Genomic DNA, 23,294 nt, shown 5'->3' with positions numbered 1-23,294 from the left:
TCCGTTCTTCCGGCTGGCTTGCAGGCTGCAAGGACAGGTTAAACTGCCGGCGTACAGGCTATTCGGAGGCTGCAAAACGGCTCTCGGGAAGCCAGCTGCAGAGGGCGCGGAGACCGTTACCCGGCAGCCGGCAGCAGGTTTACCAACTTTTTACCGGTGTCTGGTAATGCCTCTACACCATGCTGGTAATGCCTTTACCACATGCTGGTAATGCCTTTACCAGATAGTGGTAAAGCCTTTACCAGATGTTGGTAAAAGTCTGGTAATTAGTCGTTGTAGAAGCGGAAGATATCCCGGTAGGCGTCGAAAACTACCTCTTCGGTGTAGCCGTAGCTGCTGAAGAGGTCTTTAATCCACTGCTGCTGCCCGGGCATGAGCGGCCGTTCGCCCCGTCGGTAGCGGTAGTAGGTGCCGTTGCCGCCGAGGTATCGGGCCAGGCGGGCACGCATCTCGGGGGCATGGCGCTGCTTTACCTCTTTAAATATACGCGTGAAGCCGAGGGCAACACGCACCACCTGGACAGGGAAGAACATCCGGCAGCCGTCTTCCTTGCGTGCAGCAGGCGTAACGGCGAGCGTTTGGAGGGTGGTGGGAGGCAGGGTGAGGCCGGCCTTGTGGCGCAGGCATTCGTCCTGCCTGGGGCAGTCGTTGAGGAAACAGACGGGCCACCCGGAGGGAATTTCATCGTATTCGAGTTCCATGTTGCTGTGGGTTTGATGACGCAAAAATACGTTTTTATTCTCATAGTTGCAAGCCCGCGGCGCACTTTTCGGATCTTCCGGCCCCGCCGGTGGCCGCAGGCTTTGGTTCTGCCGCATTCTTCCCGGGGTGGTGCGGGCCGTGAACAGCAACAAAAAAGGCGGCCCCGGAGGGTCGCCTTTCATGTAGAATAATCCTTACAATTACTTGTTCACGGCGTCTGCCAGTTCGGCACCGGCCTTGAATTTGGCAACTTTCTTTGCGGCGATGGTAATCTTCTTCTTGGTAGAAGGATTGATGCCTTCGCGTGCGGGGCGCTTGTTAACACTGAAAGTACCGAAGCCGATGAGCTGTACTTTATCGCCTTTGAGCAGTGCGTCCTTAATGGCGTCCGTGGTGGCGTCCAATGCCTTCTTGGCATCTACTTTGCTCAGGCCTGCTGCCTCAGCAATCTTTGCAACTAATTCTGTCTTGTTCATAATTTTGGTTTATTAATTGATTAATAATGGAATATATGCCTTTATTTGACGACAAATATAGGTTAAAGATTTCAGAAAACAAACAAAAACAAAAGAAAAGTGGACTTTTTTATGAAAAAAAGTTGTTTGCACCCCTGTTTTATGCCGTATAACGGATATTTTTCGTAATTTTGCGACTGTTTAAAACCATTATCGAATCAAGTCAATATGCGCAACATACCTACCGTAACAAGGTACCTGCTCATCATCAACGTGCTGGCTTTCCTGGCCTATCTGGCTCTGGGAGGCGGCGCGATGGGCATGGTAGACCTCAATGACCTGTTGGGGCTGCACTTCTTCAAGGCGTCAAACTTCCACCTGTACCAGCTCTTCACCTACATGTTCATGCACGGTGGGTGGAGCCATTTGTTCTTCAACATGTTCGCCCTGTGGATGTTCGGCTGCGTGGTGGAGCGCGTGTGGGGCCCGCGGAAGTTCCTTTTTTATTACATTTGCTGCGGAGTCGGAGCCGGTCTCATGCAGGAGCTGGCGCAGTACGGGCAGTATGCGGTGGAGAACCTGGCGGCCTACGACTACGTGCAGGCCGTGGGGCAGCAGATTCCGATGGGCACTTATCTCAACATGTGGACAACGGTGGGCGCCTCGGGTGCCATCTACGGCGTGCTGCTTGCATTCGGAATGATATTCCCCGAGGAACGTATATTCATCTTCCCGCTGCCCGTTCCCATCAAAGCCAAGTGGTTCGTGCTGCTCTATGCGGGGCTGGAACTGTTCATGGCCTTCCAGTCTTCGGGCGACGGAGTGGCCCATCTGGCCCACTTGGGGGGCATGCTCTTCGGCTTCCTGATGATACGCTACTGGCAGAAACACCCCACGGCAGGCTACGGGCGGTCGAATGGAGAGCAGTTCTTCGACAACTTACGCAGCAAGTGGGAGCAGCGGTCGCACCGTCAGGCGCCTGAAGACAGGCAGCAAAACAATGGCGGCCGCGCCGAAAGTGACTGGGACTACAATGCCCGCAAGCAGGCTTCGCAGGAAGAGATAGACCGCATACTCGACAAGATACGCCGCAGCGGCTACGACAGCCTGACCGCCGAGGAGAAACGGACGCTGTTCGATCAAAGCAACGACAGGCGATGAAAGGCTTCCGTAAGTTCACGCTCCGCTTGATAGCCGGGGCCAACGTGGCCACCATAGCATTGATGCTGATGGTGGGATGGTCGGGTGTGGTGAACCCGGCGCGCCATGCCGTGCTGGCCAATGCCGGCCTGGCGTTCCCTGCCTTTCTGCTTGTAAACTTCGCCTTCCTCGTACTCTGGGTCATCATCAAGCCCAAGGGCGCCCTCATCCCGCTGCTGGGCTACCTCTTGTGCTATCATCCTGTACGGGCGTACATACCTTTCAACGTGCAGCGGGAGGCTCCCGAGGGCGCCATCAAGGTGCTCTCGTACAACGTGTGGATGTTTTCAGGGTGGGAAGACCGTTCCCGGCCCAACCCCATTGCACGCTATCTGCTCAGGCAGAACGCCGACATTGTGTGCCTGCAGGAAGCTACACCCGAGCAAGAAGTAATGGACAACCTGCGCAGGGAGCTGGGGCGGGTGTACCAGTACAGCGATACATCGGTCATGGAAAGCGGAGGAGACATGATGCTGGTGTACAGCAAGTACCCCATCAAGGGCCACGAGCGGGTGTCCTATGCCTCGGTAGGCAACCATTCGGCCGCCTTCAAGATTGACGTAGACGGGCAGGAGGTGATTGTCATCAACAACCATCTGGAGTCAATCGGCTTCACCGACGAGGACAAAAAGCAGTTCAAGAGCCTCGTAAAAGGCAAGCTGGAGGGTGACACGGCGCAACAGGAGTCGCGCAGAATCATCGACAAGCTGGCCGATGCCTCCGCCATCCGCGCTCCGCAGGCCGATGCCGTGGCCCGCTACATAGCCCGCAACGCCGGCAAGAGCATTATCTGCGTGGGCGACTTCAACGACGGGCCGCTCTCCTATGCCCGCCGCAAGGTGGCAACCGACCTCACCGACTGCTACATCGAGAGTGGTAACGGCCCCGGCATCAGCTACCACAAGAGCGGTTTCTACGTGCGGATAGACAACATCCTGTGCTCCCGGGACTGGCAGCCCTACGGCTGCAAGGTCGACAACAGCATCAAGTCGTCCGACCACTATCCCATCTACTGCTGGTTGAAAAAGCGCCCCAAACCTTAAAAATTGAATAATTAAAGAGGATAAATTTTTCTAAATGTGAAAAAAACCGTATCTTTGCACGTCTTATAAGCAGACCTGAAAACAATAAATCAATAAAATAAAAGAAATGCAAAACAAAGGATTAGTAATTTTTATTGCCGTCCTACTGACGCTTGCAAGCATCTTCTACCTGTCCTTCTCGGTGGCCACGGGCTACTACGACAGGCAGGCAGCCAAGCTCAAGGACCCAATCGCCCAGCAAGACTACAAGGACTCCGTGAAGTATCTGGGCATTTATCCTTACCAGAAGTGTCTGGAGACGCAGATAGGTCTCGGACTCGACCTGAAGGGCGGTATGAACGTCATCCTTGAAATCTCTGTACCGGATGTTCTGGAGAACCTTGCCGACCACAAGACCGACGTGGCTTTTGTGAAAGCAATGAAAGAAGCAAGGGCTCAGGAAGAGAGCAGCCAGAGTGATTTCATCACCCTTTTTGTCAACGCCTACCATAAGAATGCCCCCGGACACCGCCTGGCCGAAATCTTTGCCACGCAGCAGCTGCAGGGCAAGGTGAGCCCACAGAGCTCCGATTCCGAGGTGGAGAAGGTGCTGCGTGCCGAGGTTCAGTCGGCTATCGACAACTCTTTCAACGTGGTGCGTACACGTATCGACAAGTTCGGTGTGGTTCAGCCCAACATTCAGAAGCTCGAAGGACAGGACGGACGCATCATGGTCGAGATGCCGGGTATCAAGGAACCGGAGCGTATGCGTAAGCTCCTGCAGGGTAGTGCCAACCTGGAATTCTGGGAAACCTACAATGCCGACGAGATTATTCCGTACCTGAACCAGCTCGACAGCCGGCTGGCAAATGGCGGGGCAGAGGCCGACACCACTGCCGCCGATACCGCTGCAGCTGCCGCCCAGGCACAACCGGCCGCCCAGGCACAGCCCAAGTTCAAGCTCAAGGGTGCCGACAACAAGCCCCAGGCAGGCGTAGCCGAGAGCACCAAGGCCGAAGAGGCCGCTGCCAAGAAGCTGCATCCGCTGCTCGCCATGCTGCAACCCACGCAGGGACAGCTCAGCATGGTTGGCCTTGCCAACGTGCGCGACACCGCTGCCATCAACAAGATTATCTACTCGGCTGTGGCCAAGCAGGTGCTGCCTTCTGATGTGAAGCTGCTCTGGAGTGCCAAGCAGACCGACATGATAAAAGGCGCCAAGAACATATTCGAGCTCCACGCACTCAAGGTAACAACATCCAACGGCCGCGCTCCGCTGGAGGGCGACGTTGTTACTGATGCCAGAGACGAGTTCAACAACCTCTCGGGAGCTCCCGAGGTGAACATGACCATGAACTCTGAAGGTGCCCGTCGCTGGGCTGCCCTCACCAAAGCAAACGTGGGAAAGGCCATCGCCATTGTGCTCGACGGCTACGTTTACAGCGCCCCGCGTGTGAACGGTGAGATTGACGGAGGTTCTTCTTCCATCAGCGGAAACTTCACGATTGAGGACACCAAGGACCTGGCCAACACCCTGAAGTCGGGCCGCATGCCCGCTCCGGCACGCATTGTGCAGGAGGAGGTAGTAGGTCCTACGCTCGGTGCCCAGTCCATCCAGCAGGGTATCGTGTCGTTCGTTATCGCCTTCGTGCTGCTGATTATCTACATGCTCGTTATGTACAACGTCATTCCGGGCTCCATAGCAGTGGGCGCGCTGCTGGTCAACGTGTTCTTTACTCTTGGCATCCTGACGTCGTTCCAGGCAGCCCTCACCATGAGCGGTATAGCCGGTATGGTGCTCTCGCTGGGTACGGCAGTAGACGCCAACGTGCTCATCTACGAGCGCATCAAGGAAGAGCTGCGCGCCGGCAAGGGCATTAAGCAGGCCGTATCGGCAGGCTACAGCAACGCCTTCAGCGCCATTTTCGACTCCAACCTCACTTCGTTAATTACCGGTGTCATCCTCTACATCTTCGGTACAGGCCCCATCCAGGGCTTTGCCACCACGTGGATTATCGGCATCGTGTGCTCGTTCTTCTCGGCTGTTTACCTCACCCGACTGGTCTATGAGCACAAGCTGAAGCACGACAAGTGGCTCAACCTGAAGTACTACACAAGTATTTCGAAGAACATGATGCAGGGAACAAACTACCGGTTCATGTCCATGTACAAGGGCACCTTTACCGTGGCAGCCGTTGCGTTGGCAGTGTTCTGCGTGAGCTTTGTAGTTCGCGGCCTCGACAAGAGCATCGACTTTACCGGCGGCCGCAACTATGTGGTGCAGTTCGAGAAGTCTACGGAGCCCGAGCAGGTACGCGAGGTGCTGGGCGAGGCATTCCCCGGATGCACCAACAGCGCCCTCTCACTGGGTACCGACAACAAGACCATCCGCGTTTCTACGAACTTCAAGATTGAGTCCAACAGCCCTACGGTAGACGACGAGGCCGAGACCCTCCTCTACAACACGCTGAAGAAGCACGGCATGGTGAGCCAGCCGAACGTGAATTCGTTTAAGAATCCGGACATCCGTCAGGGCGGTTCCATCATCAGCTCGTCAAAAGTAGGCCCCTCGGTAGCCAAGAGCGTGACCAACGGAGCCATCATCAGTGTGATTGTGGCCCTGATAGCCATCTTCCTCTACATCCTGCTGCGCTTCCGCAACGTGGCCTTCTCCGTTGGCTCAACCGTAGCACTTGCGATTGATGCCGTTACAGTAATCGGCCTGTTCTCGCTGCTCAAGGGGCTGCTGCCGTTCTCGCTGGAGGTTGACCAGACGTTTATCGGAGCCGTGCTTACGGTGATTGGCTACTCCATCAACGACAAGGTGGTGGTGTTCGACCGTATTCGTGAGAACCTGAAGCTGCACCCCAAGCAGGATTACCAGACCCTCTTCAACGACTCCATCAACCAGACGCTGGCCCGTACCATCAACACTTCGTTCTCTACGTTGATTGTGCTGCTCTGCATCTTGTTCCTGGGAGGCAAGAGCATCCAGCCGTTCGCCTTCGCCATGACGCTGGGCGTGGTGTTCGGAACGCTGAGTTCCATCTTCATCGCATCGCCCATTGCCTACCTTGTGTTGGGCCGAAAGATTAGCGACCGGCGCGGACAGAGCGCCGAGGAACTGGCAAACGCATAAGGAATTTACACCTTATTATATTATAGGGGGCCGCACTGAGCAACATCAGTGCGGCCCTTTTTGTTTTCGCCCGTTCATCATGCAGCCCGTTACCCGCCGTTGCATCACCCCTCCCTCCGCCTCTCCTTTCCAGGGGGAGGATATCGGTTTGACCTGTGGCAAGGGTTCTGCCGCAGGCTGATTGTTGTGAGTAAGGGGCGGTGCGGGTGCAGCTGCGGGCCTCCCAAAAGGCAGCAGCGGGCTCAACAAGCAGGAAGGGGGAGACGGGCAGCAATACTTGGAATACCCGATAAGTGCGGTATCGGAGGCGGGAGAGATAAGGAGGCTCAGCCGGAGGTGCCCTTCAAGGGGGTTGAGTGATACCTTCAGGCTCCTTGAAGGGCATCTTCGGGAGCCTTGAACGGCAGCTTTTGCCTCGCTGTTTGTAAGTGTCTGACTGATTGCAGCTTACACCTGCAAGACCGGGGAGGAGTAAAGCAAGTGGCCGCTGCGTATAACGGCCTGCGCCGGAAGTCAGCAAGAGGGGCGAAAACAACTAAGTTAACCGAGCTTAAAATTTTTAACCACCCGCAGCGTTTGTTAGCTCTTTTATGGCCGTTAAGATACATCGAACAGCCAACTGATGCCACTCCCGCTTCTTATAGTTACGAATTAAAACCTCGAAATAACGAATAAAAACTCACTAAAAATACCCAGAAAGGTAATGAAATCGCACTAAAATGTTAAATATAGTTACATTCTATTATCAACGTTTGGCTGTTTGAACATAATAACATACTTTTGCAAACGACTAATAATTATATTTAATTTTAACTTGTATGTTATGGAGAAGAAACTAATCGTATTCTTAGCCTGCCTGTTCTTGTGTATTGGAGAGGCCTTGGCACAATCGAAAATCTCCGGAACAGTAGTCTTCCAGGATGACGGCTCGCCCGTACTTGGCGCCACGGTGAAGGCCGGGAGCGGCAAGGCTGTGGCCATTACGGACGCCGACGGAAAATTTACAATCGACGCAGCCGGCGGCACACGCCTGGTAGTGAGCTACGTGGGCATGGAGACGCAGACCGTTACGGCGCGCAGCGGAATGGTCATCAAGCTGCAGTCAAACACCACCCTGAACGAGGTGGTGGTAACAGGCATGCAGCACATCGACCGCCGTCTGTTTACCGGAGCATCCACTTCAATCAATGCCGGAGAAGCTAAACTGGACGGAGTGGCCGACATCAGCCGCTCGCTCGAGGGCCGCGCAGCCGGCGTGAGCGTGCAGAACGTAACGGGAACCTTCGGTACCGCGCCCAAGATTCGCGTGCGTGGAGCCACTTCCATCTACGGCGACTCGAAGCCGCTGTGGGTTGTAGACGGCGTTATCATGGAGGACGTAACCGAGGTGGGGGCCGATGAACTCTCCTCGGGCGATGCCGTTACGCTGATTTCATCGGCCATTGCAGGCCTCAATGCCGACGACATCGAGAGCTTCCAGATACTCAAGGACGGCTCGGCCACCTCCATCTACGGTGCCCGCGCCATGGCCGGCGTGATTGTGGTAACCACCAAGAAGGGCCGTGCCGGCCACAGCAAGATTTCGTACACAGGCGAGTACACCATGCGCCTGATACCGAGCTACAGCAACTTCAACATCATGAACTCGCAGGAACAGATGGGTGTGTACCGCGAAATGCGCGACAAGGGCTGGCTGAACTTTGCCGAATCCTACCGTGCTTCGGAGAGCGGCGTGTACGGAAAGATGTATCAGCTCATGAATACCTACGACCCCGTGAGCGGCACTTTTGCCATGGAGAACACCACCGACGCCGAGAATGCCTACCTGCAGCAGGCAGAATTCAGGAACACCAACTGGTTCGACCAGCTCTTCTCCAACGGAATACAGCACAACCACTCCGTCAGCATGAGCGGCGGTACGGACAAGCTGAACTTCTACACCTCGCTGAGCGTGATGGTGGATCCGGGATGGTACAAGGCCAGCGACGTGAAACGCTACACCGGCAACCTGAATGCAACGTACAATATATCGGACAAGCTGTCGTTCAACATTATCACCTCAGCCTCTTACCGCAGGCAGAAAGCGCCCGGAACGCTGAGCCAGAGCGTGGACCCCGTGTACGGTGAGGTGAAGCGAGACTTCGACATTAACCCCTATTCCTACTCGCTCAACACCTCTCGTACGCTCGATGCCAACACCTACTACACGCGTAACTACGCGCCGTTCAACATCCTGGCGGAGCTGGAAAACAACTACATAGACCTGGATGTGGTTGACCTCAAGTTCCAGGGCGAGCTGAAATACAAACCCATCAAGGGGCTGGAGTTCTCGTTGCTGGGTGCCGCCAAGTACGCCACTACAGGCCAGGCACACCACATTATGGACGACTCGAACCAGGCAATGGCCTACCGCGCCATGGCCGATGCCACCATACGCAACGCCAACCCCTATCTCTATACCGACCCGGACGACCCCTATGCGCTGCCCGTTTCAATACTGCCCAACGGCGGTATCTACCAGAAGACATCGTACAAGATGAACAGCTACGACGTGCGTGGTACCGTGAACTGGAACCATACCTTTGCACAGGACCACATCGTGAACCTCTTCGGCGGTTTCGAGGTGAGCGACATCTCGCGCAACAAGGACTTCTTCAACGGCTGGGGTATGCAATATACGCGCGGCGAACTGCCGTTCTACGTTTATCAGTTCTTCAAGAAGAGCATCGAAACCAATAGCGATTACTATTCGCTCTCTAACACCTATACCCGCACGTCGGCCTTCTTCGCCAACGCCACCTATTCCTATAAGGGCCGCTACACGCTGAACGGCACCTACCGCTACGAGGGTACCAACCGCCTGGGTAAGGCCCGCTCGGCCCGCTGGCTGCCTACATGGAACGTGTCGGGAGCATGGAACGCCCACGAAGAACCTTGGTTCGATGCCACCTTCAAGAACGTGCTCTCGCACTTAACGCTCAAGGCCTCGTACTCACTTACAGGCGACCCGGGCCCCTCGAACGTAACAAACTCGTCGGTGGTATTGCGCAGCTACAAACCCTACCGCCCGTTTACGAACATCCAGGAGAGCGGACTCGACTTTACCGACCTGGCCAACAAGGACCTTACCTACGAGAAGAAGCACGAGTTCAACATTGGAGCCGACATGGGATTCGTGAACAACCGCATCAATCTTACGGTCGACTGGTACAAGCGAAACAACTATGACTTGATTGGTCCCATCAAGACTGCCGGCGCCGGTGGCCAGATACAGAAGCTGGCCAACGTGGCTACCATGGAGTCGCACGGTGTGGAGTTCTCGCTCAACACCAAGAACATACAGACCCAGAACTTCTCCTGGACGTCCGATTTCATTTTCTCCTACGCCAAGAACAAGGTAACCGAGCTGGAGTCGACGGCACAGATTGTGGACGTGGTATCGGGTACCGGCTTCGCCCTGGAGGGCTATCCCGTCAGGGGATTGTTCTCTTACAAGTTCGAAGGACTGAGCGACAAGGGCATGCCCCTTATCCTCGAAGAAGACGGCGGGCAGACTACCAACGGCGGCGAGATAGACTTCCAGAGCCGCAAACTTGAAAACCTGGTGTACGAAGGGCCTACTGACCCAACAACGACGGGCAGCTTCGGGAACATCTTCAGTTACAAGAACTTCAAGCTCAACGTGTTCATAACCTATTCGTTCGGTAACGTCGTGCGCCTGGCTTCGGCCTTCAAGGAAGAGTATTCCGACCTCGACGCCATGCCAAAAGAGTTCAAGAACCGCTGGGTTCAGGCCGGCGACGAGGCTGTTACCAACATTCCCGTCATCCTGACCGACCGGCAGGTGACCGTTGACCGCGAGCTGAAGACTCTCTACAACGCCTATAACTACTCCACGGCCCGCATTGCCAAGGGCGATTTTATCCGCATGAAGGAAATCTCGCTGTCGTATCAGTTCCCCAAGCCGTGGCTCACTCCGCTCAAGATAAGCGACCTCTCACTGAAACTGCAGGCCACCAACCTCTTCCTTATCTATGCAGACAAGAAGCTGAACGGGCAGGATCCGGAGTTCTTCCGTTCGGGAGGAGTCTCCGCCCCTATGCCCAAACAGTTTACACTTACTTTGAGAGTAGGCATCTAATCACTTAAAACAACATTGATATGAAAAAGATAAATCTGTATTTACTGGCTTTGGCCGTCGGCACAAGTTTCTCGGCTTGCGACAGCTATCTGGACAAGATGCCCGACAACCGCACGGAGTTGGACACGAAGGAGAAGATAACGGACATGCTGGTTTCATGCTATCCGACCACGAACTTTGCGGAAATAAACGAGATGACATCCGACAATACTGATGAAATAGCAGGCGCCGCCAACACCGCCATGAATGTTATGCAGGAGCAGCTGGCCACCTGGAAGGATGTAACTGCCGAGGAGGAAGACAGCCCCTACATGCTTTGGAACGACAGCTACCATGCCATCGCCTCTGCCAACATGGTGTTGGAGGCCATCAACAGCTTGCCCGACCCGTCGTCGATGTCGGCCCAGAAGGGTGAAGCTTTGCTCTGCCGGGCCTACAACCACTTCATTCTCACCAACCTGTTCACCATGGGCTATCGCCCTTCAACGGCCAACACCGACCTCGGCATACCTTATATGAAGACGGTGGAGAATACGGTTTCGCCGAATTATCCGCGTGGCACCGTGGCCGAAGACTATAAGCAGATGGCCGAAGACATAGAAGAAGGGCTGCCGCTGATTAACGATGCCATCCACACCGTTACGGCCTATCACTTCAACAAGAAGGCTGCCTACGCATTTGCTGCCCGCTTCTACCTCTATTATGTACAGACCGACAAGTCCAACTACGACAAGGTAATCAAGTATGCAACCGAGGTGTTGACCGATAATCCTGCCAACGCACTGCGCGACTGGAAATCAGTGGGCGGCCTGACACCAAACGACGGCGTCCGCCAAACGCAGTTCGTCAACGTTGAAGAGAAGGCTAACCTGATGCTCTACTCAACTCGTTCGCTCTGGGCACGCGTCTATGGGCCCTACAATCTGGGGCAGAAGTACTGCCACGGCACACGACTGGCTCAGACGGAGACCTGCCGCGCCACCACGTTATGGGGCTCCTACAGACGAATGTACTATACCATACCGCAGTACCTGGGCTTTGCCAAGGTGCTCATGCCTAAACTATCAGAATACTTTGAGTACACTGACGTGGTGAACCGGATAGGTTATGCACACGTTATGTACCCGGCTCTGCTGGCCGACGAGGTAATTTTGAACCGCGCCGAGGCCTACGCCATGAAGGGCCAGTACGCCGAGGCAGCTGCCGACCTGAATACTTTCGTCCATGCCTTCACGAGCTACACCGGCCAGATTACACCTGCCCGCGTAGCGAGTGTGTATGGTGACGCCATGGCCTACTACACCCCCACCGCCCCCACACCCAAGAAGGAACTGCATCCCGACTTTACGGTAACGCCCGGAGAGCAGGAAAACTTCATCCATGCTATCCTGCACACGCGCCGCATCCTGACGCTGCACGAAGGCCTCCGCTGGTTCGACGTGAAGCGTTACGGCCTCAAGATTTACCGCCGCAGGTACGAAACAAGTGGCCAGTGGACCGTACTCGACTCCCTGGACGTGAACGACCCGCGCCGCGCCCTGCAGTTGCCAGCCAGCGTAATCAATGCAGGCCTTGAGGCTAACCCAAGGTAACAACAACCAATTTATAAAGCAACATCATTATGAGAAAATATATCTATATGGCCTGCCTCATGGCAGCTGCACTCGTACTCTCATCCTGCGGGAACGATGACCCAGAGGGAGAAAGCATCTTCGTGAACCAGGAGGCAGCCAACCAGAATGACTTTGACAAGTGGATATACAGGAACTACACCCTGCCTTACAACATGAAGGTTATCTACAAGATGCAGGACATCGAGTCGGACTACAACTACACCCTCGCTCCGGCCGACTATGTGAAGTCCGTCGAACTGGCTCACATCGTGAAATATGCCTGGCTCGACGCCTACGACGAGGTGGCCGGAACTGACTTCACGCGTGCCTACGTGCCCAAGATACTCCACCTCATAGGCTCCGCAGCCTACCAGGACAACGGCACCATGGTGCTGGGAACCGCCGAGGGCGGGCTGAAAGTGACCCTCTACCTGGTGAACAGCCTCCAAATAAACCGCGATTTGCTGAACGAGTACTACTTCAAGACCATGCACCATGAGTTTTCGCACATCCTGCACCAAACGAAGAGCTACGACCCCAGCTACGACCTGATATCCGAGGGGCACTATGTGAACGGCGACTGGTACCTCACTTCTGATGAGGAAGCGCGCAAGCAGGGATTCGTCTCGGCCTATGCCTCGTCCGAAGCACGTGAGGACATAGCCGAGGTTACGTCCATCTACATCACCTACACACCCCAGGAATGGGCAGCCGTTCTTGCCGACGCCGGCGAAACAGGTGCCCCCATCATTGAGCAGAAGCTCGACATCGTGAAGAAGTATATGCAAAACTCCTGGGGCATAGACCTCGACAAGCTGCGTTCGGTCGTACAACGAAGAATGAACGACATCGTGAAAGGCAGCGTTGATTTGTACAACCTGAAATGACAACAAGTTTAGATTAGAATATGAAAAGAATATATTATTTCATCGCAGTGCTGTCAGTTGCCGTGTTGGGGCTTGCCTCGTGTACGTCCGAGGAAGACAGCCTGTTCCCCGAATCGGCAGCCCAGCGCCTGAACAAGAGCGTGGATTACTACCACAAGTTGCTGCAAAGCAGCGACAAGGGGTGGGTTATGCAGTTCTATCCCAGCGACGGTTCCATGGGTGGTTACGTGTACACGGCCAAGTTCTTTGCCGATAGCGTGGCCATGGCAAGCGAACTCAGCTTCACCGGTACTGACGGTGAAGCAATGGATCCAGGCACAATCGTCAACTCGAAGTATTCAGTGAAGTCGGAGCAGAGCATCATCCTGACCTTCGACACCTATAACCCCATCTTCCACTTCTTCTCCGAACCGCAGGGTTCCGAAGACGTTGACGGCTACGAGAGCGACTATGAATTCGTGTTCATGCGGGCCAGCGCCGATGAGGATACCATCTTCCTGCGCGGCAAGAAATACGACAACAACATGGTGATGGTGAAACTCAAGGACAGCTCCGACGACTATATCAGCAAGGTGTTGCAGCAAGACATCAACATAGCCTTTGCCCCACGCCAGGAGATGTTGGTCGACGGAAAGTCGTATCCCGTCACTTTCGACAGCAAGCAGTTTACCTACACCGATGTTGATAACAACAACGCCGCAGTCACCACGCCCTACATTTACGATACAGAGGGCTTCCACCTCTACAGCCCCATTACCGTAAACGGCCACAAGTACCAAGATTTTGTTTACGACGAGACCACCGGCAACGTGAAGTCAACCGACGGTACAGCCGTCATCCCCATGCCTTCGGCCCTCGACCAGTTCCTCCACTCCAAGTATCCCTGGATGTTCCAGGCCACTGCCACACGGCATGACATGAGCGACGAGCTGTACACCAAGTACTGGAAAGCCAATAGTTACTCCTCCTCCTACCAGTTCCGCTATGCCTACATAGGTCCCTCTACCGAGGATTCCGACATCGATGATGGCTTTGAGAACGTAATTTCATTCTACTGGGAGTTCGACTTCTTTGGCTATCATTTCCCCACTAATGCCAACTACGGCATAGGTATCAAGGTAGAGGACGAGGCCAAGGGCATCTTCTCTTTCACCGGTTTAGGCGAGGGCTATGGCTACTATGGCTCCACGAAGACGGCCGTCGATTCGTTCGTACAGGCCGTGCTCGCGGCCAGCCCCTACCAGGCAAAGTTCAACGACGGCTTTGCCAAGTCGGAAGTTACGTTTACCAGTATCAAGGATCCCGGCGTTTGGTTCACCCTGCGCCTGAATTCTGTGTTAGAATAAAAAACCGTTGACTTATGAAAAAGATAAATATCATCTGGTTGCTCCTCGGGGCAATGTTCCTCATCACAGCCTGTTCGAGTGACGATGAGGCCACGGAAGCAGTCTCGCAGCTCCGCATAATCAAGTCAGACATCGACTTCACGGCCCAGGGAGGCACCGGTACGGTAGTGCTGGCCGCCACCTCCGGCGTGACTTCGGCCGCCAGCAGCGAGACCTGGTGCACCGTTACCGTGAGCAGCGACACCACCGTAAGCGTTACCGTAGCACCTTATGAGGGCATGGAGTCGCGTAACTCCAACGTCACCATAACCGACCGCAACAACAACGCCGTACACATCTCCGCCACCCAAACGGGCATGCGCTTCGGCCTGGGCGGCCATGTGGTGGCACTCAACGATAACGGCAAGGGCAGCGGCGTGGCTGCCAACATCAGCTTCACGCCCACCATCGACTGCCCCGACTGGTGCACCGTTACCTTCAGCCAGGACAGTCTGCACTTCTCCGCACAGCCCAACACCACGGGCAGTGTGCGCAGTGGCTATGCCTACATAAACGGTGTGAACCGCAAGGACTCCGTACTCGTGGTGCAGGGTGAGCTGAAAGACATCCTCGGCAGCTATCGCCTGGCCGGCCAGGATGGTGAAACGGGCGAGGCTGTTTACCTGGATGCCGAGCTTAAAGGAACCGCCGGCAACCTGCGGATAGAGTTCCCCAAGCTCGGCTGGAAGTGCCCCGTGCAGTTCGATGCGTCGAAACTGAGCTTCACGCTTGCCGGCGGCACCAACTTCGGAACGTACGAAGTAAACGATAGTGTGACCTATAACGTGGGCGCATGCCTGTGGGACACCGAGCAAGGGTACATTACCTGGGCCAAGAATTACACCTATAACTGCCAGTTCCAGAACGTAGACGGCTATACCGTTGGCGTGTTCGAGGACAACGGCTCGTGGTCAAACTACACCGTGAGCGGCCTCTATCTTGCCTTGTTTGACAGCGACGTGTTCAGCTCCAAGAGCCGCAAGAGCACACTGCTGCGGTTAGCTTACCCGGTGCTCATCAAAGAGCAGGCCGCCGGCGCCAAACCCATGAAGCAAATGCAGCCGTTCGCCTTCAGCCGGAAGTAGTTTCCTTAAAATCTCAATACACAAGCTCCCGCTGTGGTCGTGACGGACTATGGCGGGAGTCTTTGTATGGAGACGGAACTTTCGACACCTGTCGCACGATTGTGCGACAAGTGTCAAATTCATGTGCGACAAGTGTCGAAAGTTCCCGAAGCATAGCTTCAGCACCTCCAATAGGAAAGAGGAGGTAGGGAAGAGATGATTTCAGTCAGCGATTGTTTAATTATTCCTATGTGCTCATCCCCACCTCCGCCTCCCCTTTCTAAGGGGAGGATACCAGTTTGTCTCTTCACTGTTCTTTTCTTATCTATTTCTTCTAACATGCAACCCCACAGCAGCAGAAAAATTACTCTGTTACTCTGTCTTTCCTAAACAGCAGCCAACCGGCAGGAAACATACAGCTCCGGAGCCCTTGGAAGCTGCACATGGAACGCAGAAAGGCGTGCAACGGGAGAGTGGTTGCACGCCTTTCGTGTGGGTGAAAGTACAAAGCGGAGGCAGTGATGGTTCAGCCTTTGATGTCGGTCTGTATGCGGGTGTAGAACTGCTCGATAACTTGCAGCATGTCGTCGGGCAGGTAGTCGTACACGCGTTCTATCATCTCCTCGGGTACTTCGTAGTAGGCTTCGGCTATGCTGCCGCAGATGGCGGCCTTGGTGTCGGTATCGCCGCGTGCCATGACGGCCGTTCGGATGGCGTCCTCGAAGTTCTGGCTGTCCAGAAAGCAGCGTATGGCCCACGGCACTGTTTCCTGGCAGATGCCGTCGAAGTGGCCCTCGTGGCCTATCTTGTAGATGTCGCGGAGTGGCGGAATCTCGTATCCGAAGTTCTTCCTCACTGCATGTTCCACCTCGTTCTTGGTTATGCGCACGGTGCGCAGCCAGTAGATGAGCGTTGCCACGCACTGGGCGCCCTTGATGCCCTCGCGGTGTCCGTGGCTTACGATGGCCGAGTTACGGGCCTCGCGCATCACGTCGTGATAGTCGTCGAACAGCCATCCCACCGCGCTTACGCGCATGGCAGAGCCGTTGCCGTACGAGTTGTAAGGCTGGGGGTTGGCCGAATGTATCCACTGCTGGAACATGCTGCCGTAGGCTCCCATAGGTTCGGGGTAGCGGCGGCACCAGTCGAGCAGGGCTTCCTTGTAGCTGCGGCCGTTGAGTATGGCGTCGGCAATGGCGACGGTACAGATGGTGTCGTCGGTGTAAGAGCAGTGCTGGCCGAACAGTTCAAAGCCCTCGGCCGGCGTTTCGTCAAACTCAAAGCGCGAACCGATAATGTCTCCTATGATTGCTCCTAACATGGTATCCTGTGTTTAGTGTTTACAAAAGGTAGTGAAACGGGCTGCTGCCGTTTCTCATCGGGTGATCCCGCCGAGAATCGAACTCGGATCAAAGGTTTAGGAAACCTCCGTTCTATCCATTTAACTACGGGACCGAACCGTATGCAAAGGTAATTGTAAATTTTCAGAACACAAAACTTCTGCCCATAATTTTCGTGTTTGCCGCAGCATCAGGTTGCCGGTTCCGAGCGATTTTGTGGTGGTTTTTGCTTTTGAAACAAAAAACGCATGTTGTCGGAACTCCGATAACATGCGCTTTTCTGTTGTCCCAGGCGGATTCGAACCACCACTGACAGAACCAAAAACTGTAGTGCTACCATTACACCATAGGACAAGGAAGCGGTTGCAAAGATACTGCTTTTTTGCGTGTCGGCCAAATTTTTGCCCATTATTTGCGCTCGCGCAGGCAAAAAGACAGGCCGCCCTAAAGGCTCCCTGCGGGGCTGCTGCCGCCGTGCTGCTACTTAACCGTGAGGAGGAAGTAGTTCTTCTTGCCTTTCTGTACGAGCAGGTACTTGCCGTCGATGAGGTCGGAAGCGGTTACGGGTTGGTCGAACGCCGTTACTTTCTCTTTGTTGAGCGACACGCCGCCGCCCTTAACAAGCTTGCGCATCTCGCTCTTGCTGGGGAATATCTGCATGTTGTCCTGGCAGAAGAGGTCGACAGCGGGGCCGCCGAGCAGGGCTTTGTCGAGCGTGTAGTGGGGCACATCCTTGAACACGTCGTTAAGAGTGGCCTCGTCGAGGCTGGCCAGGCTCTCCCTTGTGGCTTTGCCGAAGAGGATGTTGCTGGCTGCTATGGCCATGTCGAGGTCGGCCTGCGAGTGCACCATCGTGGTAACTTCTTCGGCCAGCCGCTTCTGCAACACGCGGCGTCCGGGGTCCTCTCGGTGCTCTGCTACAAGCGAGTCGATGGTCGGCTTGTCGAGAGAAGTGAATATCTTGATGTACCTCTCGGCGTCGTCATCACTCACATTGAGCCAGAACTGGTAGAAGGCGTAGGGCGTGGTGCGGTTGCGGTCGAGCCATACGTTGCCGCTCTCGGTCTTTCCGAACTTCTTGCCGTCGGCCTTGGTGATGAGCGGGCAGGTGAGACAGAAGGCCTCGGCGTCCTGTCCCAGCGTGCGGCGGATGAGCTCGGTGCCGGTGGTCATGTTGCCCCACTGGTCGTTTCCGCCCAGCTGCAGCTTCACGCCCAGTGTCTGGTAGAGGTGCAGGAAGTCGTATCCCTGCAGCAGCTGGTAGGTGAACTCGGTAAAGGAGAGGCCGTCGCGGGCCTCGCCGTTGAGGCGCTTCTGCACGCTGTCCTTGGCCATCATGTAGTTAACGGTGATGTGCTTGCCCACTTCGCGAGCGAAGTCGAGGAAGGTGAAGTCCTTCATCCAGTCGTAGTTGTTCACCAGCTCGGCCTTGTTGGGTTCGCTGCCGTCGAAGTCGAGGAACCTGGCTGCTTGTGCCTTGATGGCTTCCTGGTTGTGGTAGAGGGTCTCGGTGTCGGGGGGATTGCGCTCCTGACTTTTGCCCGAAGGGTCGCCTATCATTCCGGTGGCGCCGCCCACGAGCAGATAGGGCTTGTGCCCACACCGCTGCAGATGGCGCAGCATCATGATGCCGCACAGGTGGCCGATGTGCAGGGAGTCGGCCGTAGGGTCGGTTCCGAGGTATGCGGAGACCATTTCCTTCTGCAGTAACTCCTCTGTTCCGGGCATTATCTGCGCCAGCATGCCGCGCCATTTCAGTTCTTCTACAAAGTTCTTCATATCTTTTTTCGTTGTGATTGTATTGTCGGGTTCTTGTTTTCAGGGGTGTTTGGCTTTCCTGCTGCGCTTCTCCGGTACGGGGTCATAGCCGCTCCCGCCCCACGGGTTGCACCGCAGTATTCGCCAAATGGCCAGCAGCAGGCCCACCACAGGGCCGCGTTTGAGGATGGCCTGGCGTGCGTACTCCGAGCAAGTAGGGGTGAACCGGCAGGAGGAAGGTGTGTAGGGGGTGATAAAGTGCTGGTAGAACAGGATGGGCAAGATGAGCAGCCACGACAGGGCATGAACCAACCAGCGCCATGCCCACAGCAGACCGCGACCGATACTGTGCAGGGTTTTCATAGGCGCTCGCCCATTCGCTCCAGCAGATTGCATACCTGCGCCTCTACCGATGCCGAGCTGTACAACTTGCCGTCGAGCCAGATGAAAGCCACTACTACGGCCTTGTCTGTGGTGGATGCCATGCGTTCTGTGAGCTTCTGCTTGTTCTTGCGGAAGGCTTCGCGCACCTGTCGCTTCACGCGGTTGCGCTTCACGGCCCGCTTGAAGCACTTCTTGGGAACGCTGACGAGCATCTGCACCTGCGGCCCTTGTCCGTCAGACTCTATCTGCATGTACACGGCACGCAGCGGATAGGCCGACAGCGAGCGGCTGCCGCTACCCTTGAAGAGCCTGTCTATGAGCATCCTGCTGCACAGCCGCTCCTCTTTGCCAAGCGTGAAAGCTCCGGATGCAGCCATCGTATCGGTTTACTTGTGCTTCTTCAGATAATCTTTCAGCGCGCTGGTCATTGACGGGAACTCCTGCGAGGGTGCCTCGAAGTCGAGGCGCAGACCCAAGTCTCTGACCGTCTTGCTGGTTGCCGGGCCGAAAGCTCCTATCTTGATGTCGCCCTGCTTGAAGTCGGGGAAGTTCTTGAGCAGCGCATTCACGCCCGTAGGACTGAAGAAGATGAGCATGTCGTAGTCGAAGTTTGCCTTCTCATCGTCGCTGAAGTCGTTGCTCACCGTGCGGTACATCACGCACTCCGTGTGCTGTAGCTTCTTGGCGTCGAGCATTTCCTTGATGTCGTCATTGTGCACGCTGCTCTGCGGAACGAGGTATTTCTCGGTCTTGTGCTTCACCATCGTGGGGATGAGATCCTGCATCTTGCCCGTCGTACCGAAGAAGACCTTGCGCTTGCGGTACTGAACGTACTTCTGGATGTACAGTGCTATGGTCTCTATCACGCAGAAGTACTTCATGTCCTCGGGAATGGTGAGGCGCATCTCCTTGGCCAGATTGAAGAAGTTATCAATGGCATGGCGCGACGTGAACACAACTGCAGTGTGGTCGAGTATGCTCACTTTCTGCTGGCGGAACTCTTTCGCCGAGAGCCCCTCAACCTTGAAAAAGGGCCGGAACACGCATTGTACGCCGAACTCTTTCTCGATATCGTAATACGGAGACTTCTCACTGGTGGGTTGGGGCTGTGATACTAAAATCTTCTTCATTATCAGTGTCCTAAAAATTTATCTTCAAATAACCGTTAATCGTTACCAACGCTCCCCACAGGGAGAGTAAAGGAACGACTTCGAGCGCACAAAAGTACAAAAATATTTGCATAAAGGCACCTTTTTTCCGGAAAAAGATAAGGTAAGTCTTGTAAAGCGACAACAATTTAAACAAAACCACTATAGCCACTGCCATGATGGCAGCAGTATTCATGGGGAGGGCGAAGAACGCCTGCAGCAGCACCAAGGGAAACAGCAATACGCCCTCCATGGAGATAATGAAGAGGTAGGCTTTTATCCATTGTTCATTTTTTTTGCCGCCAAAGAACACCCAGTCGGTGAACGAGTAGGCTGCTGCCTTGAGCAGGAAATAGACCGCTATCACCCCTGTATACAGCCCTATGACCTGGTACTGCCCGATGATGAAGACGTCGCTCACCGTCTCCTTGGTGTAGAAAAAGAACCCCAGGGCCAGCATGAGGCAGGTTTGGAGCACCAGAAAGAGCTGAAAGCGCAGCTCGCCGGATGTCTCTGTGATGACGGTAGTGCCGCTCCGGGGCACGTAAAAGAAGTTCTTGGCCTGCCGGGCGATGAACCTGCGCGACTGCGAGAAGGCTACCGCGGCTAGTATGAAGCTGGCTATCAGGATGCCCGTTATCAGGTTGTCGCCCGCCACCGTATAGGGAACGGGGTCGCCTGCCACACCCATGCGGCCTCCCGTGAGCTCGGGGTGGAAGAGAGAGTCGCCCGAGAAGAACGACTCCTTGTAGTATTTGGGCAGCGGAGCGTTGAGCAGGCTCTTGCCGGGCTGGTGTCCGGGCAGGTGGAGCGTGTCGGGGCGCGAGCTCCAGTGTATGGGAGAGGGCTTGATGTGCTGCCTGATGGCGGAGTCCATCTGTGCGGGCGTGGCGCTGCGGGGCAGCCAGCTCAGCACCTCACGTGGCGTTGGCTGGTGGCGAAGGTGGCGTGCCGCCGGCTGTGTGCCGGCTGCGGCGCCCTGTACCTGTATGGTGTCGCCTGCCTGCATTTACAGTCCGAACTCCTTTCTGATGTCGTTCACGCGGTCCAGCTTCTCCCATGTAAAGAGCTCCACGTCCATTACCTTGGTCTCGTGATACCTGCTGGTGAAGGTCTTTTGCTTCCACTCGTTCCTGCGACCCATGTGTCCGTAGGCCGCGGTCTCCAGATAGATGGGCTGCCGGAGCTTGAGTGTACGCTCGATGGCATGCGGTCTGAGGTCGAACATGCGCATGATGCGCTGCGCAATCTCGCCGTCGCTCAGGGCCACATGGCTGCGTCCGTAGGTGTTCACGTAAATGCTCACGGGCTCGGCCACGCCGATGGCGTAGGCCAACTGCACCAACATTTCGTCGGCCACGCCGGCAGCAACCATGTTCTTGGCTATGTAGCGGGCCGCGTAAGCAGCCGAGCGGTCGACCTTAGAGGGGTCTTTGCCGGAGAAGGCGCCGCCGCCGTGGGCGCCTTTGCCGCCGTACGTGTCTACAATAATCTTGCGTCCGGTGAGCCCGGTGTCGCCATGAGGGCCGCCGATAACGAACTTTCCCGTTGGGTTAACAAAGTACTTGATGCGGTCGTTGAACAGGTCAAGCACCTTGCTGCCCAGTTGTGCCTTCACGCGGGGTATGAGGATGTTGATTACATCCTCGCGTATGCGGGCCAGCATGGCCGCGTCGTCGTCCATGAACTCGTCGTGCTGCGTGCTCACCACGATGGTGTCAATGCGCTGCGGTATGCCGTCGTCGCTGTATTCTATCGTGACCTGGCTCTTGGAGTCGGGCCGCAGATAGGTCATCTGCCTGCCCTCGCGGCGTATGTCGGCCAGCGTGCTCATGAGCAGATGTGCCAAGTAGAGCGACACGGGCATGTAGTTCTCGGTCTCGTTGCAGGCATAGCCGAACATCATACCCTGGTCTCCGGCTCCCTGCTCGTCCTCCTCGGCCCTGCTCACGCCGCGGTTTATGTCGTCGCTCTGCTCGTGTATGGCCGTCAGGATGCCGCACGAGTCGCCGTCGAACTGGTATTCGGCCTTCGTGTAGCCTATCTTCTTGATGGTGTTGCGCGCTATCGTCTGCAGGTCTATGTACTCCGCAGAGCGCACCTCGCCCATGATGACCACCTGCCCTGTGGTGCAGAAAGTCTCTACGGCACAGTGTGCGTCTTCGTCGTAGGCCAGGAACTGGTCGAGAATAGCGTCTGAAATCTGGTCGGATACTTTGTCAGGATGTCCCTCGGACACCGATTCTGAAGAAAACAAATAACTCATTTTTCCCTTTCTTTTTTAAGTGGAAAAACACCAAGTGACCGTAAAATCGTTGATTGGATTTTGCAGTTTTAGCATTTTTTTATGTGGTTGCAAGCAGCCAAATTCTTCCACAAGTGTTAACCTTAATATGATAAATCGAGTGCAAAGGTACGAAGTATTTTCCACATTCCCAAATTATTCAGCCTTAAAAAGGGAGCACCGGCGGGTCGGTTGATTGCTGCAGCGCTTGGCGGAGCTATGTTTTAAAGACAGAGTAACATAGTATTTTTCCTGCTGCTGCAGAGGTTTAAAGACAGAGTAACAGAGTATTTTTTCTGTTGCTGCAGAGGTTTAAAGACAGAGTAACATAGTATTTTTCCTGTTGCAGCAGAGGTTTAAAGACAGAGTAACAGAGTATTTTTCCTGCTGCAATGGGCCTGTTTGATAGCAAGAATAAATCAGCAACAATTTGCAAGAAGACAAACTGGTATCCTCCCCTTGGAAAGGGGAGGCGGAGGAGGGGATGATTTGATGGCAGGAATTAGCTAACTTGAAGGATAGACCATCACCTTCTGAATTATGAATTGTGAATTATGAATTACGAATTAGCAGTTTGCTGCTTAACATATCATCCCCTCCTAACCTCCCCTTTCTAAGGGGAGGAACCGTTGCTGCATTGTATGAAACCCACTCCGGCAGGGCTTTTCCGTGCACAAACGATAGCTGCTGAAAATCAATTGATTGCAAGTTGGAAAACAAAAGGTATGCTTCAAGCTCCTTGGAGATGCCTTTCAAGGCCCTTGGTGGTATC

General features: G+C 55.0%; 17 protein-coding genes and 2 tRNA genes. 8 read left to right on the top strand and 11 right to left on the bottom strand.

The genetic code is table 11. The features are described 5' to 3' along the window. Positions 1-266: 266 nt before the first annotated feature. A complete protein-coding gene (locus BMW31_RS05090; RefSeq protein ID WP_091821980.1) occupies positions 267-701 on the bottom strand; it encodes a DUF6078 family protein in 435 nt (144 codons plus the stop codon). A 201-nt stretch (positions 702-902) separates the two neighbouring features. Continuing rightward, positions 903-1,178: an HU family DNA-binding protein gene (locus tag BMW31_RS05085; protein WP_091821978.1), complete on the bottom strand. Its 276-nt coding sequence runs from the start codon at positions 1,176-1,178 to the stop codon at positions 903-905. A 207-nt stretch (positions 1,179-1,385) separates the two neighbouring features. Here BMW31_RS05085 and BMW31_RS05080 point away from each other — a divergent pair, with 207 nt between their 5' ends. The 8 genes from BMW31_RS05080 (at position 1,386) to BMW31_RS05045 (ending at position 15,629) form a co-directional block, all read left to right on the top strand. Then, positions 1,386-2,318: a rhomboid family intramembrane serine protease gene (locus BMW31_RS05080; RefSeq protein WP_091821975.1), complete on the top strand. Its 933-nt coding sequence runs from the start codon at positions 1,386-1,388 to the stop codon at positions 2,316-2,318. Next, entirely contained in the window at positions 2,315-3,400 is a 1,086-nt protein-coding gene (locus BMW31_RS05075; RefSeq protein ID WP_091821972.1) for an endonuclease/exonuclease/phosphatase family protein, read from the top strand. The genes BMW31_RS05080 and BMW31_RS05075 overlap by 4 nt, the downstream gene beginning before the upstream one ends. 106 nt (positions 3,401-3,506) lie before the next feature. After that, positions 3,507-6,518, top strand: a complete 3,012-nt coding sequence (gene secDF / locus BMW31_RS05070) for a protein translocase subunit SecDF (protein WP_091821970.1) — start codon at positions 3,507-3,509, stop codon at positions 6,516-6,518. An 823-nt stretch (positions 6,519-7,341) separates the two neighbouring features. Further along, positions 7,342-10,659: a SusC/RagA family TonB-linked outer membrane protein gene (locus BMW31_RS05065; RefSeq protein WP_091822133.1), complete on the top strand. Its 3,318-nt coding sequence runs from the start codon at positions 7,342-7,344 to the stop codon at positions 10,657-10,659. Positions 10,660-10,679: 20 nt separating this feature from the next. Beyond that, positions 10,680-12,251: a RagB/SusD family nutrient uptake outer membrane protein gene (locus BMW31_RS05060; RefSeq protein ID WP_091821967.1), complete on the top strand. Its 1,572-nt coding sequence runs from the start codon at positions 10,680-10,682 to the stop codon at positions 12,249-12,251. A 29-nt stretch (positions 12,252-12,280) separates the two neighbouring features. Beyond that, positions 12,281-13,159: a zinc-binding metallopeptidase gene (locus tag BMW31_RS05055; RefSeq protein WP_091821964.1), complete on the top strand. Its 879-nt coding sequence runs from the start codon at positions 12,281-12,283 to the stop codon at positions 13,157-13,159. Between the two features lie 20 nt (positions 13,160-13,179). Beyond that, entirely contained in the window at positions 13,180-14,505 is a 1,326-nt protein-coding gene (locus BMW31_RS05050) for a DUF4302 domain-containing protein (RefSeq protein WP_091821960.1), read from the top strand. Between the two features lie 14 nt (positions 14,506-14,519). After that, the gene (locus BMW31_RS05045) at positions 14,520-15,629 is read left to right on the top strand and encodes a BACON domain-containing protein (RefSeq protein ID WP_091821957.1); all 1,110 of its coding nucleotides are present in this window, start codon (positions 14,520-14,522) and stop codon (positions 15,627-15,629) included. A gap of 505 nt (positions 15,630-16,134) precedes the next feature. On the opposite strand, the gene BMW31_RS05040 is transcribed toward BMW31_RS05045, so the two are convergent. The 9 genes from BMW31_RS05040 to metK all read right to left on the bottom strand — a co-directional run bounded on the left by BMW31_RS05040 (position 16,135) and on the right by metK (position 22,504). Further along, positions 16,135-16,929 carry an ADP-ribosylglycohydrolase family protein gene (locus BMW31_RS05040; RefSeq protein WP_091821955.1) on the bottom strand — a complete coding sequence of 265 codons (795 nt, stop codon included), beginning with the start codon at positions 16,927-16,929 and terminating at the stop codon, positions 16,135-16,137. A 62-nt stretch (positions 16,930-16,991) separates the two neighbouring features. Continuing rightward, positions 16,992-17,063 (bottom strand) — tRNA-Arg (locus BMW31_RS05035). A gap of 168 nt (positions 17,064-17,231) precedes the next feature. Further along, positions 17,232-17,302 (bottom strand) — tRNA-Gln (locus BMW31_RS05030). Positions 17,303-17,428: 126 nt separating this feature from the next. Beyond that, the gene (gene tyrS / locus BMW31_RS05025) at positions 17,429-18,727 is read right to left on the bottom strand and encodes a tyrosine--tRNA ligase (RefSeq protein ID WP_091821952.1); all 1,299 of its coding nucleotides are present in this window, start codon (positions 18,725-18,727) and stop codon (positions 17,429-17,431) included. Positions 18,728-18,766: 39 nt separating this feature from the next. Next, on the bottom strand, positions 18,767-19,069 hold the full coding sequence (gene yidD / locus BMW31_RS05020) for a membrane protein insertion efficiency factor YidD (RefSeq protein ID WP_091821949.1): 303 nt from the start codon (positions 19,067-19,069) through the stop codon (positions 18,767-18,769). Then, on the bottom strand, positions 19,066-19,467 hold the full coding sequence (gene rnpA / locus BMW31_RS05015; RefSeq protein ID WP_091821946.1) for a ribonuclease P protein component: 402 nt from the start codon (positions 19,465-19,467) through the stop codon (positions 19,066-19,068). Before rnpA ends, yidD begins: the two co-directional genes overlap by 4 nt. A gap of 9 nt (positions 19,468-19,476) precedes the next feature. Further along, a complete protein-coding gene (locus tag BMW31_RS05010; RefSeq protein ID WP_091821944.1) occupies positions 19,477-20,223 on the bottom strand; it encodes a uroporphyrinogen-III synthase in 747 nt (248 codons plus the stop codon). Positions 20,224-20,230: 7 nt separating this feature from the next. Further along, positions 20,231-21,247: a DUF4271 domain-containing protein gene (locus BMW31_RS05005; protein ID WP_091821941.1), complete on the bottom strand. Its 1,017-nt coding sequence runs from the start codon at positions 21,245-21,247 to the stop codon at positions 20,231-20,233. Then, entirely contained in the window at positions 21,248-22,504 is a 1,257-nt protein-coding gene (gene metK, locus BMW31_RS05000; RefSeq protein WP_091821938.1) for a methionine adenosyltransferase, read from the bottom strand. It lies immediately after the preceding gene. Between the last annotated feature and the right edge of the window lie 790 nt (positions 22,505-23,294).

Origin of the sequence: Prevotella sp. kh1p2, assembly GCF_900111525.1 — a bacterium.
Taxonomy (GTDB): Bacteria; Bacteroidota; Bacteroidia; order Bacteroidales; family Bacteroidaceae; genus Prevotella.
The sequence above is the reverse complement of the archived record's forward strand: the minus strand, read 5'-3'. Positions and strand labels throughout refer to the sequence as shown.